The organism is Corynebacterium sp. KPL1818, assembly GCF_000478135.1.
In the GTDB taxonomy this organism is placed as follows: Bacteria; Actinomycetota; Actinomycetes; order Mycobacteriales; family Mycobacteriaceae; genus Corynebacterium; species Corynebacterium accolens.
Genome location: NZ_KI515758.1, coordinates 527992 through 540806, shown reverse-complemented (window position 1 = coordinate 540806; position 12815 = coordinate 527992). Strand labels below are relative to the sequence as shown.

Below are 12815 nucleotides of genomic sequence, written 5' to 3'. Positions count from 1 at the left end.
CAAAGGTGTAAAGAGGTAAAAGAGGGCTTCAGTGCGGACGGTGCTCATCCACAAAGCGGTAGTACTCGTAATCTTCCAACTGGGAAGCCGCGTCTTCATCGAGAATCACCGTGGCCCGTGGGTGTAGCTGGAGGACCGAGGCCGGGCAGTGCGCGGACAGCGGGCCCTCCACCATGTCGCGGACCGCGCTGGATTTTTCGGTCCCAGTGGCCAGCAGCAATAGGTGACGGGCCTCGCTGATGGTGCCGAGCCCCTGGGTCAGCGCATAGCGAGGAACACTGTCCGTGTTCTCGAAGAAGCGGGCATTATCCTGCACCGTCCGCGGGTGCAGCGTTTCCAGGCGCGTGCGCGATTGCAAGGAGCTGGAGGGCTCATTAAAGCCGATGTGCCCATTGCCACCGATGCCCAGCAGCTGGATATCGATGCCGCCAGCATGGCGAATGGCCTGGTCATAGGCGGCTGCGGCGCGGTCCGAGTCCGCGGCATCGCCCTCGGGGCTCTGCACTAACTCATCGATGAAGTCGACGTGACTGGTAAATACGCGGCGGATGGTGGAGTAATACGACTGCTCATGGGAGCGAGCCAGCCCCACGTATTCATCGAGGAGGAAGGCTCGGCTGCGAGCGAAACTCACCTCTTGGCGCTCGTAGCGGGCGGTGAGTTCTTGATACATCGCTACCGGAGTAGAACCCGTGGCCAGGCCCAAGGTGGCCCCGGCGTTGGCATAGCGGACGAAGATATCGGCGGCGGCAATAGCCACCTCTGCTGGTGTGGAACGAATGAGGATGTCCATGCAGTATTTCCTAACGTGAATCAGTATCTGTCGCGGCGGTGATGTCAATGCCATCAGCGATGACGCGCATGGGCTCGAAGTGCGCATTCAGGCCCACGAGGTTGGCGCGCTTGCCGGGAGCCAAACGCCCTATGTCCTTATCCCCCAGTACGTCCGCGGCCGTGGTGGAGGTAAACCGAACCGCCTCCTCTGCGCCGTGGCGCGCGGCAAAACGCGCAAATTGCTGCGCCAAGGTGGAGGTTCCACCGGCGATGGCGCCACTGTCCACCCGCGCCACGCCATCGGTCACGGTAACGGGCAGGGAGCCCAGCTCATAGGAGCCATCGGCCATGCCGGCAGCGGCCATTGCATCGGTGACGGCAAAGGCGCGGCGGTTATAGGCCATGTCTACGGTGCCATCGGCAAGATGCACGCCATCGGCAATAAGCTCTACCCCCGCATCGCCGGCCTTCGAGCCGGTGAGTAGGGCGGCCACCGTGCCAGGGTTGCGGTGGTGGATGGGCGGCATGGCGTTGAAAAGGTGGGTGCCGGTCACGGTAACGCCCAAGTCTTGTGCCTGCTCCATCACCCGCAGCGTGGTCTCATAATCGGCTTCGGTATGGCCCAGGCTGGCGATAATATCGTGCTCGGCGCAGACCTCAAGGAGCTCTGCAGCGGCCGGGGTTTCTGGGGCGAAGGTAATGGACCGCAGGTGGCCGCGGGCGGCATCGATCACCGCGCGGAAAAAGTCTGGGTCTCCCGGCACGATGCGCGATGGATCCTGCGCGCCACACTTGGCCGCGGCGATGAATGGACCTTCCATGTGGATGCCGGCGATGTCCCCTTCTTCTGCCAGCGTGGCAAGCAGCTCCGCCCGCACGCACAGCTCCGCTTGCGTTCCAGAAACCATGCTGGCTATCAGCGTGGTGGTGCCGTGGGCGCGATGAAATCGCGCGGCGGCGCGGCACTGGTCATAATCACCATTGGGAAAGCTTCCCCCATTGCCGCCGTGATTGTGCAAGTCCACAAAACCTGGGACCCACAGCAAAACGTTTGGGTCACCGGATTGCCAGGCCGCGTGCGCTGCGGGGACATCACCAAACGAGATGTCTTCAATGCGCCCGCCAAAGTTCAGCGCACCAGCGCGCAGCTCGACGTTCTCGTCGATGTACAGGCCTTCTACGCGGCCCTTCGTCTGTGTCTGCATATTTCGTTCACTTTTCTGTTGTGTAGGCAGGCACCGTCCCATAAACGCGCCGATATCCCAGCGCAGCACTATGTTATAACCTATTGGTACCATAAGCCGTTGTCAATGGGGTCACTTTCAGTTTTTAATGTGAGATTGTCACCTTCACTAGGTTAGGGTTATTGCAGCCCCTCACCAGTCCGTGCCCCGGACATGGCGGGATCCTCATCTCAAGGAGCACACCATGACCAGTCGTTCGCCCGCACCGCCGCGGCACCGGTCCCAGTACGTTCTCTTGGCCGGCTTAGCCGTCTCGGTGGCCTATGCCGCCGTTCATATCGCGTTTTCTGATCCCGCCCTGATCGAAGGCACCGCACCCGCGCGCCTGTCCTTACGCAATTACCTTGGCCCAGTGCTGGGCTCTGGCATGGTGTGGGCGCTATTTGCCTACCTTATGGGCAAGGCGTGCGCCCACCGGTGGACCACGGCCTTTTTCGCAGGAGCCGGCATACTCCTGCTCATGTTGGCGGTGCACTACGGGCTGCTTTCCGCCTTTGGTATCTACGACTGGCAGACGGCGTTTTTAGCTAATGGCGCGTGGTTCCTCTTTGCCCTTATCGCCGGGCCACTTTTCGGCGTGGCGGGGGCATTTTCCCACAGGTTGGGCTGGCTAGATTACGTCGCCGTGCTCGGTTTCGTGCTGGAGCCATTAGTCACCGGCCTCATTCCCGGCAATAGTATCGAGCCGCAGACCACGACCACCCCCGGATATCTTGCCGCGGTGACGCTGTGGATGATCGGTGCGGTATTCCTCTACTGCGAACGCCACGCGCCCATTAAGGCGTAGCCGCACTTTCAGCGGCCCACCACCCGGGCATGCCATGGACGCCGGCCCCAGGTGCGGTGGACCCCGATGCCATGAATACTCCCGGCGCGAGCCGGTGCGGGTGCGCGGAAAGGCGCGGGCGCAGCACGGTCTGCAGCCCGGTCATGGCGCCACCGGCGATATCGCCACCCACGAGGTTGGGGTTCCAGCGCTCCAGGTCAGCCGGGCTCGTCGCGCGGGTGGCCAGGATGGTATCGCGAAAACCTGGTGCGAAGCGCTCGATCTGTCGCGCAATGAGGCCGGTCACCTCCCGTGGATAACGCTCCTCATAGCCGTGCGGCAAGTGCGCATAGGTCCACAGCACCAGCCCGCGCGACGGGTCGGCCACGTACTGTTGACACACCATGACCAGGGGATTTACGGGCATGCGGCGCTTGCCGATGTCCCTTTCCGCCCCACTGATCTCCTCCACGCTGCCGCCTACGTGGACGGTGCCGGCTTGGCCCACGCGGGGATCGGCCCACGGCACGGGTTCGCTTAGGTGAAAGTCCACCTTGTACACCGCGCTGCCATAGCGCCACCGCCGCAGGTTTCGTCGAGTCCGTGCAGGAAGGTCGAGCCCGCCCAGCCTAAGGATCTGGCGCGGGGTGAGATTGAGGATAAGGGCATCCGCGCGGGGCAGGCTGCGCACATCCGTGATGTCGGCGCCGGTGTAGATGCGGGCGTTGTGGGAGCGGAGGAGGGAGACGAGGGCATCGGCAAGCGCCTGCGTACCGCCTTCCACCACTGGCCAGCCGCGGGTCATGCCGAGCGCGCCAAAGAGCAGGCCGAAAGCGGAGGTAAAAGCCCTGGTAGGCGAGGTAATGGCGTGCACCGCGCTACCGGCGAATAAGGCGCGGGCCTGCGGGGAAGTAAATGCCGCCCGCGCGAGCGCGCTCGCCGGGAGCAGGCCCGGCGCGCCGAATTGCGCCAAGCGCACCGGGTGCTCGGGCCAGCGCACCAGCGGGGTGAGCGCGTTGTTCACGTGTGCGTCGATATTGCGCACCACGTGGCCGTGCAGGCGGGTCCACGCCCTGGCATCGGTGCCGAGCCCCGCGGCGGTCTCCTCTAGGGAATTGTGGAGAATGCCCGCCGGCGCGCCCTCCAGTGGATGGGCCATGGGATAGCGCGCATGGCGCCAGCGCAGGCCGTGGGATTCCAGATCGAGTGCGCGGAAGGCCGGGCTCGCGATGCCGAAGGGGTGACCGGCCGCGCCAAGATCAACGATGGTGCCCGGAAAGATCTCCGTCGACGATGCCGCTGCCCCACCCGGGTGGCTGGCGCGCTCATACACATCCACGCGCCAACCGGCTGTAGCAAGGCGGGCCGCGGCGGTGAGCCCATTGGGCCCTGCGCCGACGATCACGGCGTGCGGTTGTTTATCCACAGTCCTCCTTGTGCAGGTCAGTGGCCCCAATCTACCTATTCGCCCACACGATGGGTACAAAGTTATCCACAGGCTGTGGAAGAAACCTGTGGAATATTTATTTCACAGACTTATCCCCACCCTGTGGATAAGTGTTTTCACGGGCTTCCACAGGTGATTTTTCGGCCGCCGATACCGCTATAACCTGTGTGATCAGGGAAAACTCCGGAAAAGCGTTCGGTAAATTACAAGAATGTGGTTATCCACAATGTGGATAACTATTGTGGATTTCTTTCGCACACCCATTCCGGTGATCAAATTCCACAGTTATCCCCAAACCCCAGCTCGCAGGGCCAATAACACAATGATGACCGCACCGGTAAGAGCGACACCCGCCCAGCGCACGGATTTATTTCGATGAAAGAGGAAGAAGCTCAAGATGATGCCGGTGCACAAGCCACCAAGGTGGCCCCACAGGGAGACTCCCTCTGCGACGAAGGTATAGCCCACATTGACCAATACGAGGACGATGGGCGCGCGCAAGTCCATCCCGCGTTGCCGGAAGACGCCCACCAGCATGCCCATCAGGGCAAAGATCGCCCCGGAGGCGCCTACCGTGGGCGTGCCAAAATCGAACCACAGCACCATGGCGGAAGCGCCCAAACAAGAAACTAGGTACGCGGCAATGTATAGCCCGGTATTTAAGGCGCGCTCTACTTCCCTACCGATGAGCAGGAGCATCACCATATTGACCGCGAGGTGCCCGCCGTCCAAGTGCATGAATTCCGAGGACAGCGCCGTTAGCGGCGCATCGGCGTACTGCGGCCCCCACAAGGCCCAGTCTTGGCTCAGCGTGGAGAGAAAGAAGGTCTCGCCCAATGTGCGAGCTTGTACCGCGGTAATTGACCACGCGATGATGCAGATCGCGGCGATGGTCGAGGTAACGGGGGCGGTTCGCAAATAATTTTTCACCATGGCGTAGAAGCTGACCCTTTGTTGGCATTCGGATAAAACTAAACGAACCCGGCACCACAGGAAGGAGTGTGGTGCCGGGCGCGGTGCGAGAAAACGCTTAGGCGATATCGATGGACTCGATGACAACGTCCTCATGCGGACGGTCCATCCGGTCGGTGTCGACCTTGCCAATCTTGGAGACGACTTCCTGCGAAGCCGGGTCCGTAACCTCACCGAAGATGGTGTGGTGGTTGTTCAGGTGCGGGGTCGGCGCCACGGTGATGAAGAACTGGGAACCGTTGGTGCCTGGGCCAGCATTGGCCATGGCCAGCAGGAATGGGCGGTCGAACTGCAGCTCTGGGTGGAACTCGTCCTGGAACTGGTAGCCCGGGCCACCGCGGCCGGTGCCGGTGGGGTCGCCGCCCTGGATCATGAAGTTATCGATGATGCGGTGGAAGATGGCGCCATCGTAGAACGGGCCGGACTGCTCGCCCTTTGCGTTCTGGGTGGAGTAGTCCTTTTCGCCCTTGGCCAAACCGATGAAGTTTTCAACGGTTACCGGTGCGTGGTTACCGAAGAGATCGATAACAATATCGCCGTAGTTGGTATGCATCGTTGCAGTTGCGGTCTTCTGAGTCATGCCAGCCATTGTAAAGAATTTACTTCCTCTCCGCTGTGCAAGACATAACGCTCTCAGCGATCGCGCTATCGTTATCCTTATGATTCGCGCGTTGCTCTTCGATCTCGATGACACCCTGATGGATCACACCGCCGCAGCGCGGGCCGGCGTAGATGAATGGTGCCGGCAGCGCGGGCTAGATACTGGGCAGCACCAGCGTTTTGCCGCCATTGAACGCAAGTGGTTTACCGCCTATGAGCGCGGCGAGGTCTCCCACCAAGGCCAGCGCATCGCCCGTTGCCGCGAATTTTTGGGCGAGGACATGGACGATGCCGCAGCCCTTGCCGCCTACGACGGCTACTTAGCCGCCTATCAGAGCCAGTGGCGCGCCTTTGCCGATGCCCGCCCCACCCTCGAGTGGGCGCTCGCATCCGGCTTCCGGGTGGGCATCCTTACCAATGGCCAGCGCGAGATGCAGCAGGCAAAACTGGAGGCGGGAGGCCTCGCGCTTGTCGATGTCCCCCTTATCCCCACCGTCGAACTCGGCTACCCCAAACCGCAGCGCCAGGCCTACCTGGCCGCCTGCGATCGGCTCGATGTCACGCCCACGGAAACACTGATGGTGGGCGACTCACTGGAAAATGACGTACTCGGTGCGCGCAGGGCGGGCCTGCGCGCTGTGTACCTCGACAGGTCCGGAAAGGGAGAGGGCGATGTGTCTTCCCTTAGTCAGCTGACAAAGCTTGTCCCCCAAATAGCCAGCTAACCACGAGGGCACCGGGATCGATGACTCCCTTGCTGCGATCGCCCAGATAGGACGCGCGCCCCTTCTTGGCGGCGATCTTTCCGGTTTCTTCCACGCCCTCGCGAGCGGCCTCGTACAGGGCCTGGAGCGTTTGCTCGTCTGGGCGCTCTGCACCGATTTCTTTCGCCTTTTCAGCAGCCGGAATGAGCGCATCGAGCATGGTGCAATCCCCGCGCTGCGCGCCGCCAAGTTCCTGAATAAACTCCGCCGCGCTGCTTAAACCTTCCGCTAAGGTCTGCGCGCGGGCCATGTCGTTGAAGAAGCTGCCGAAAACCGCGCCCGAGGTTCCGCCCGCCAGGACGAGGAAGCGCTTGGCCAAGCCGGTAAAAATCTCATCATCCGCACCGCGCAGCGGCAGTTTAATGCTTTCCAGCGCCGCCTCCATATTGGTGCCGAAGTCCCCATCGCCGGCCTTGCGGTCAAGCTCGGTCAGCTCCTCGATGGAGGATTGCACGCGATCGACGAAGTCACTCAACCACTGGTTCTCTTCGCCTTCGGTAGGCAGTTCATCTTCGAAGGTAATCCGCGCCGCTTCCACCTGCTTTGTACCGCCCAAGGTATGGGGCCAGGCGGGGGCTGAAGTTGGGGCATCGATAAGCTCAAGCAGCTCGTCGTCCGCCTTGAGCAGCGTGATGGATACGCCGTGCATATTGACCGCGGTGACGAAGTTGCCCACCATGGAGCGCACTACCGTAATTCCTTTCTCCGCCAGCTGCGCGGACGCCTCGCCGAATACCAGGCTCAGTTCCAAAGGCGTGGTGCCGCCCAAACCGTTGACTAGGCACACCACCTCGTCGCCGCTGCTGATGTCGAGGGCAGCACCCAGCTTTTCCAGCACGGTGGCCACGATGGCATGGGCATTATCAACCTTTTCCGTGTGCGTGCCGGGCTCGCCGTGGATGCCCACGCCGACTTCCATGTGCCCATCGTCCAGATCAAAGGTTTCGCGCCCCGTGGTGGGCAAGAAGCCAGATCCCAGTGCCACGGACATGCTGCGGGATTGATCGGCGGTGCGTTCAGCGAGCTCGGTGACCTTATCCAAGTCATCACCACGGTACGCCGCGGCACCGGCCACCTTTTCCACCAGGATCGTGGCACCCGTACCGCGCCGGCCGGGACCCTCGCCGGTGCCTTCGGTAGCAATATCATCGGCAACCAATACGGAACGCGTATCTACGGCCTCTGCAGCATTGCGCGCCACGGTGAAGTTCATGACATCGCCGGTGTAATTCTTCACAATGTGCAGCACTCCCCTGCCCTGGTCAGCCCATTGCGTGGCTTCGCTGACCTGGACCGCATTCGGGGAGGTAAACAGCAGGCCCGGGCAGGCAGCGGCGAGCATGCCTTGCCCAATGAAGCCGGCGTGCATGGGCTCGTGACCGGATCCGCCACCGGAGATGACCGCGACCGCCGGTTTATCATCGGCCGTGCGCAGCGGGGTGCTGCGCCCGATGAAGCCCGCGTCGTGCCAGGTGGCATCGGGATGCTGGGCGATGAACCCGGCCAGGGAATCAGACAGGAAGGATTCTTGGCTATTGCGAAATGCTGAGTGCTTCATAGCGCCCACGGTAATCCGGATCCGGCCATAGCGTCGCGGGTGGGTACAAGATCACGAAAACGCTATGCAGACCGGCTGCATAGCGTTTCCTTCAAGAACCTAGAATTTCTCAGCTCCTATTTAGAGGGCGTTGCGCACCACATCGCGGGCTTCCACCATGTTGCGCAGGGAGGTTTCGGTTTCCTCGTAACCGCGGGTCTTCAGACCGCAGTCCGGGTTAACCCACAGGCGATCCAGCGGCACGTTCTTGAGAGCGGCGCGGATAAGCTCTGCCATTTCCTCCACGGAAGGCACGCGCGGGGAGTGGATATCGTAGATGCCAGGTCCAATCTCAGAGTGGAAGGTCTCATCGATATCCTCCAGCAGCTCCATGCGGGAGCGTGCCGCCTCGATGGAGGTGACGTCTGCATCGAGGCCGGCGACGGCGTCGATGATCTGGCCAAACTCCGAGTAGCACAGGTGGGTGTGTACCTGTGTGGTGGGCTTGGCCTCGAGGGCTACCAAGCGGAAGGAGCGCACTGCCCAGTCCAGGTAGGCCTTGCGATCCTGCTCGCGCAGCGGCAGCAGCTCGCGCAGGGCTGGCTCATCGATCTGGATGATGTCGATGCCGGCTTCCTCCAGGTCACGAACCTCATCTGCCAAGGCCACGCCCAGCTGGTCCGCGGATACGGACTGGTGCACGTCATCGCGGACGAAGGACCACGCCAGGATGGTGACCGGGCCGGTCAGCATGCCCTTGACGTGCTTTTCCGATAGCGACTGTGCAAACTTCGACCACTCGGTGGTCATAGCAGCCGGGCGGGAGATGTCACCCACCACGATCGGCGGACGGGTGCAGCGGGAACCGTAGGACTGTACCCAACCGTTTTCGGTAGTGACGAAGCCATCGAGCAGCTCCGCGAAGTACTGCACCATGTCATTGCGCTCCGGCTCGCCGTGGACCAAGACGTCCAGGCCAAGGCGCTCCTGCAGCTCGATGACGGACTTAACCTCGTCCTTGAGGGCGGAGTTGTAGTCAGCATCAGAAAGCTCGCCCTTGCGGTGCGCGGCACGCGCCTGCCGGATTTCCTTGGTCTGCGGGAAGGAACCGATGGTGGTGGTCGGCAGCTCAGACAGGCCGAGCTCCTTCTGTGCTTCCTTGCGCTCGTTGAAGGCCGGCTCGCGCTTGACCTCGCCGTCCGGCAGCTGAGAGATGCGCTCTTGCACGGCGGCGTTGTTGATGCGCTCGGATTCAGCGCGGGTGCGCACGGCGCGGTCGCTGACGCTGTAGGCCTCTTCGGCTGCCTCTGGGCCCTGTACCAGGGCGACGACTTCCTTGACCTTTTCATTGGCAAACGAGAACCATGGGGCGACATCGGCAGGCAGCTTGGATTCTGCCTCGACGGAGTGCGGCACGTGCTGCAAGGACACGGAGGTGGATACGGACAGTTCATCGATGCTGCCGGCCAGGTCCTCGTACTTGGAGCGCAGGTCGCGCAGGTTGGCGGCCCAAACATTGCGGCCATCGACAAGCCCCGCGACGACGTGGGTGTTCAGGTTCTTGACGCGCTCGAGGTAGCCGTCATCCAGGGCCAGGGTGCCGACGGAAAGGTCAACCTGAACGGCCTCTGGCTTGAGCTCTGCGATGACATCAAGTCCCTTACGAGCAGAGCCGTACGGGGTGGTCAGGTAGACCTGTGGGCGCTCTTCTGCACCCAGGATGGCGGAGTAAGCCTGCTTGGTATATGCGGCCAATTCCTCATCGCTGGCGTTGGTCAGATCTGCAACGAGGGCAGGCTCTGCCAACTGGATCCACTCCACGCCAGCCTTGTGCAGCTCCGCCAGTACCTCCTGGTAGGCGGCAACGGCATCGTCTAGGCGTTCGAGCGGGGCCTTGGCGGCACCCTCGGCCTGCTTGGACAGGGCCAGCAGGGTGACCGGGCCAACGAGGTACGGGCGTACGGTGTGGCCTGCTTCGCGGGCTTCTTCTACCAGCTTGATAATGCGCTGTGGGTGCGCCTTAAAAGCGTGGTCATCGGCAATTTCCGGGACGATGTAGTGGTAGTTGGTGTCGAACCACTTGGTCATCTCCAGCGGCGCGGTGTCCTTATTACCGCGTGCCAGGGTGAACTCATCATCGAGGGTTTCACCGGCAACGGCACCGACGGTCAACGCGGTTTCGAGGACCTGGTCGTAGTAAGCGACGTCTGCCGGGATGGCGTAATCCTCGGTCAAGCCGAGGTCGCGCAGGCGGTTGTAGGTATCCAGGCGCAGCGAGTGTGCGGCGGACTCGAAGGTCTCCGCATCGATGCGGCCGGCCCAGTAGGACTCAAGCGCGCGCTTGAGCTCGCGGTTGGCGCCAATGCGGGGATAGCCCTCAATTGTCGCCTTGGGGAAATTAGCGTTGGTCATTGTCTACTCCGATTCGGGTTAGTAGGTCGTGAGTATTGTCGGGATTGTTGTGGGTATATAAATGGAGCCCGCTCGCCCCACCAGCCACGATGTCGCGGGCTAGTTCGGCGGTCAGTTCCATGCCGGTTTCGTATTCTTCTTCTGGGGTTGTCGCTGCCGCGAGCGCCGACCGCACCCTTTCAGGCACGGCGAGCCCGGACAGCTCACCCATTCGCTCCACCCGGCGCAGGCTGGTCATGGGCATGATTCCCGGAATAAGGGGAATATGCACCCCGGCCAGTTGGGCCTTTTTGGTAAAGCGCAGGTAATCCTGGGCGTCGAAGAATAGTTGGGTAATGGCGAAGTCCGCGCCGAGGCGTTGCTTTTTGAGCAAGACGTCAAAATCTTCATCTTCGTTTTTAGATTCAACGTGCCCGCTGGGATAGCACGCGACTCCGACGGCCAGGCGACCAGCGGCGAACCGCGCGGCTTGCTGCCTTTCTAGTTGCCGGATGAGGCTTATCAATTCATCGGCATGCTGCGGATAGTGCTCCGGCAAACCTTCCTCTGGCAGGTCCCCGCGCAGGGCCAGCAGGCCGCGGACACCGGCATCGACCAAGCGGTTGGTCCAGCCGATAAGTTCCGTGCGCGAACCAGCCGTGCAGGCCAGGTGCGCAAGCGGACGCATCGAGGTGGTGCGCGAAATCCGCTCGATAAAGGCCGTCGTCCCTTCGAGCCAACCGGACCGTTTGGAACTTGTCACCGCAATATAATCCGGGTGGTAGCTTTCCAAGGTTTCCAGCAAACGGTCAATTTTGGCTTCATCGGCATCATGGCGCGGCGGAATTACCTCGAAAGATAGCGCCAAACGCTCCGGCACCATTAACTCTTCTTCACTCATGGAATCCAACGGTGCTGACGCCGAAAATCGCGGGCTCATAGTCACCTCCTTTTCCCGATCTCAATTGCTGTCTGGAGGAAAACGTACCAAGCTGTTCAGTTTGCGGGGTAGCACGCCGCTAATGGTATTACCTTTGCAGGCCCATAAACAGCGCGGTTGGCCAAAATCGACGTGAATATTAATCCACCAATCTGAACCAAGCGGTCTATTTTATGGGTGATTCCACCCCCTGAATCACCCGCCAAAACAGTGGTGGGGTGCCAGGCTGGCCACTATGCTGGATGGGAAAGGACAGATAAATCTCATCTAAGGAGCACCTGCACTCATGAACCCCACCGCAGTGAATATGGCGTTGAAGACCGGTTCCAACCTGTGGAAGCAATTGCGCGATTACCGGCAAGAAAAGTCCCGCGAAACGTATACCGCGCTCGAAGAGGCTGCCCAGCAGATGCAAAAGGAAGACAATAGCGCCTTCGATGAGGCCCGCAAGCAGGCAGGCGCCGTAACCCAGGCCGCGCACTCCCGCCTAGAGCGCGCCCTAGAGGAATTCAATAACTACCGCGAGGACGCCGTCGAGCGTTTCGATGAGGCCAAGAAGGAAGCCACCAAGAAGGCAAAGAAGGCCCGCAAGCAAACCAAGAAGAAGGCCACCAAGGCTGCAAAGAAGCAGACCAAGAAGGACAAGAAGTCTTCCAAGTTCTGGACCGTTGCCGGAATCGTTGCCCTGCTCGCCGCGGCAACCGGTGCAATTTACGCTTGGCTGCGCTCCAATGACAAGCCTTCCCAGACCCCACCGCGCGTGGATGACTACCGCGGTGGCACCCAAAACACCGCCCCAGATTCCACCTTGGTCTACACCTCCACCAGCGAAGCTAAGCACGAAGCCGATTCGGACCTCGCCGAAGAGGGCGCTGTGCGCGATGAGGAGCTCTTGGGGTCCATCGATGAACAGCTGGCTAAGCACCGCGAGGAAGAAGAGGCCGCCGCGGAGGAAGCGGATACCACCCGCATCACCGATGATCACCAGAGTGAAGGCAAGCACCGCCTGCAATCTGACGAGCAGTAGTTCCTTTCGCACCCCCGCGGTGGGGTGCAGTAGGCGTTGCCTAGATCTCATTGCTTTGCCTATTTAAAAATCTCCTGCTTGAATTCACCCATTAAGGCTTTCTACAAGGAGATAAACAATGAGCTTTGAGTCTCTCACCGTCAAGCTCAAAGACGGTTCAACGTACTATTTCCCCGCAGGCCCAGTAACCGATGATCCCTCCCCGCGCGTGGATAACCTCCGCTTTGCCATCGATAACGGCGCTACCTTCCGCTCCGTTGACGAATCCGGTGAAATGCGCGAGTTCAACGGCGCGGACGTGCATAACTATCACTTGGCTTAACTAGCCCGGCGGATTCTTCATATATCCTGGG

12 protein-coding genes are annotated in these 12815 nt (G+C 61.2%); 4 read left to right on the top strand and 8 right to left on the bottom strand.

The genetic code is table 11. The annotated features are described in order from the left end of the window. Positions 1-28 precede the first annotated feature (28 nt). Both nagB and HMPREF1261_RS02485 read right to left on the bottom strand, forming a co-directional pair. On the bottom strand, positions 29-793 hold the full coding sequence (gene nagB / locus HMPREF1261_RS02490; RefSeq protein WP_005276073.1) for a glucosamine-6-phosphate deaminase: 765 nt from the start codon (positions 791-793) through the stop codon (positions 29-31). A gap of 10 nt (positions 794-803) precedes the next feature. Further along, positions 804-1979: an N-acetylglucosamine-6-phosphate deacetylase gene (locus HMPREF1261_RS02485; protein WP_034657840.1), complete on the bottom strand. Its 1176-nt coding sequence runs from the start codon at positions 1977-1979 to the stop codon at positions 804-806. Between the two features lie 223 nt (positions 1980-2202). Between HMPREF1261_RS02485 and HMPREF1261_RS02480 the strand changes: the two genes are divergently transcribed. Further along, the gene (locus tag HMPREF1261_RS02480; RefSeq protein ID WP_023029859.1) at positions 2203-2805 is read left to right on the top strand and encodes a hypothetical protein; all 603 of its coding nucleotides are present in this window, start codon (positions 2203-2205) and stop codon (positions 2803-2805) included. Here HMPREF1261_RS02480 and HMPREF1261_RS02475 read toward each other — a convergent pair. The 3 genes from HMPREF1261_RS02475 to HMPREF1261_RS02465 all read right to left on the bottom strand — a co-directional run bounded on the left by HMPREF1261_RS02475 (position 2795) and on the right by HMPREF1261_RS02465 (position 5792). Further along, positions 2795-4210: an NAD(P)/FAD-dependent oxidoreductase gene (locus HMPREF1261_RS02475; protein WP_023029858.1), complete on the bottom strand. Its 1416-nt coding sequence runs from the start codon at positions 4208-4210 to the stop codon at positions 2795-2797. The two genes, HMPREF1261_RS02480 and HMPREF1261_RS02475, sit on opposite strands and share 11 nt — an antisense overlap. 306 nt (positions 4211-4516) lie before the next feature. Next, a complete protein-coding gene (locus HMPREF1261_RS02470) occupies positions 4517-5164 on the bottom strand; it encodes a rhomboid family intramembrane serine protease (protein ID WP_005276056.1) in 648 nt (215 codons plus the stop codon). Positions 5165-5261: 97 nt separating this feature from the next. Further along, entirely contained in the window at positions 5262-5792 is a 531-nt protein-coding gene (locus HMPREF1261_RS02465; protein ID WP_005280498.1) for a peptidylprolyl isomerase, read from the bottom strand. A 70-nt stretch (positions 5793-5862) separates the two neighbouring features. Between HMPREF1261_RS02465 and HMPREF1261_RS02460 the strand changes: the two genes are divergently transcribed. Continuing rightward, positions 5863-6528 (top strand): HAD family hydrolase, encoded by a 666-nt coding sequence (locus tag HMPREF1261_RS02460; protein ID WP_023029857.1) that lies wholly within the window; start codon positions 5863-5865, stop codon positions 6526-6528. Here HMPREF1261_RS02460 and HMPREF1261_RS02455 read toward each other — a convergent pair. From HMPREF1261_RS02455 to HMPREF1261_RS02445, 3 genes are all read right to left on the bottom strand, one after another. Further along, entirely contained in the window at positions 6488-8125 is a 1638-nt protein-coding gene (locus HMPREF1261_RS02455; RefSeq protein WP_023029856.1) for a dihydroxyacetone kinase family protein, read from the bottom strand. The two genes, HMPREF1261_RS02460 and HMPREF1261_RS02455, sit on opposite strands and share 41 nt — an antisense overlap. A 120-nt stretch (positions 8126-8245) precedes the next feature. Beyond that, positions 8246-10516, bottom strand: a complete 2271-nt coding sequence (gene metE, locus HMPREF1261_RS02450; RefSeq protein WP_023029855.1) for a 5-methyltetrahydropteroyltriglutamate--homocysteine S-methyltransferase — start codon at positions 10514-10516, stop codon at positions 8246-8248. Beyond that, on the bottom strand, positions 10503-11435 hold the full coding sequence (locus tag HMPREF1261_RS02445) for a methylenetetrahydrofolate reductase (RefSeq protein ID WP_023016420.1): 933 nt from the start codon (positions 11433-11435) through the stop codon (positions 10503-10505). The genes metE and HMPREF1261_RS02445 overlap by 14 nt, the downstream gene beginning before the upstream one ends. Positions 11436-11721: 286 nt before the next feature. On the opposite strand from HMPREF1261_RS02445, the gene HMPREF1261_RS02440 reads away from it, so the two are divergent. Together HMPREF1261_RS02440 and HMPREF1261_RS02435 are read left to right on the top strand one after the other, a co-directional pair. Then, a complete protein-coding gene (locus tag HMPREF1261_RS02440) occupies positions 11722-12462 on the top strand; it encodes a hypothetical protein (RefSeq protein ID WP_023016419.1) in 741 nt (246 codons plus the stop codon). Between the two features lie 118 nt (positions 12463-12580). Then, complete coding sequence (locus HMPREF1261_RS02435) at positions 12581-12784, top strand: hypothetical protein (RefSeq protein ID WP_005276046.1); 204 nt, start codon at positions 12581-12583, stop codon at positions 12782-12784. Positions 12785-12815 lie beyond the last annotated feature (31 nt).

Excerpts from the sequence above, each read along its gene's own strand:
- HMPREF1261_RS02460 (WP_023029857.1), top strand. The coding sequence starts at position 5,863 with ATGATTCGCGCGTTGCTCTTCGATCTCGATGACACCCTGATGGATCAC.
- nagB (WP_005276073.1), bottom strand. The coding sequence starts at position 793 with ATGGACATCCTCATTCGTTCCACACCAGCAGAGGTGGCTATTGCCGCC.
- HMPREF1261_RS02440 (WP_023016419.1), top strand. The coding sequence starts at position 11,722 with ATGAACCCCACCGCAGTGAATATGGCGTTGAAGACCGGTTCCAACCTG.
- HMPREF1261_RS02485 (WP_034657840.1), bottom strand. The coding sequence starts at position 1,979 with ATGCAGACACAGACGAAGGGCCGCGTAGAAGGCCTGTACATCGACGAG.
- HMPREF1261_RS02470 (WP_005276056.1), bottom strand. The coding sequence starts at position 5,164 with ATGGTGAAAAATTATTTGCGAACCGCCCCCGTTACCTCGACCATCGCC.
- HMPREF1261_RS02480 (WP_023029859.1), top strand. The coding sequence starts at position 2,203 with ATGACCAGTCGTTCGCCCGCACCGCCGCGGCACCGGTCCCAGTACGTT.
- HMPREF1261_RS02435 (WP_005276046.1), top strand. The coding sequence starts at position 12,581 with ATGAGCTTTGAGTCTCTCACCGTCAAGCTCAAAGACGGTTCAACGTAC.
- HMPREF1261_RS02445 (WP_023016420.1), bottom strand. The coding sequence starts at position 11,435 with ATGAGCCCGCGATTTTCGGCGTCAGCACCGTTGGATTCCATGAGTGAA.
- HMPREF1261_RS02465 (WP_005280498.1), bottom strand. The coding sequence starts at position 5,792 with ATGGCTGGCATGACTCAGAAGACCGCAACTGCAACGATGCATACCAAC.
- metE (WP_023029855.1), bottom strand. The coding sequence starts at position 10,516 with ATGACCAACGCTAATTTCCCCAAGGCGACAATTGAGGGCTATCCCCGC.
- HMPREF1261_RS02455 (WP_023029856.1), bottom strand. The coding sequence starts at position 8,125 with ATGAAGCACTCAGCATTTCGCAATAGCCAAGAATCCTTCCTGTCTGAT.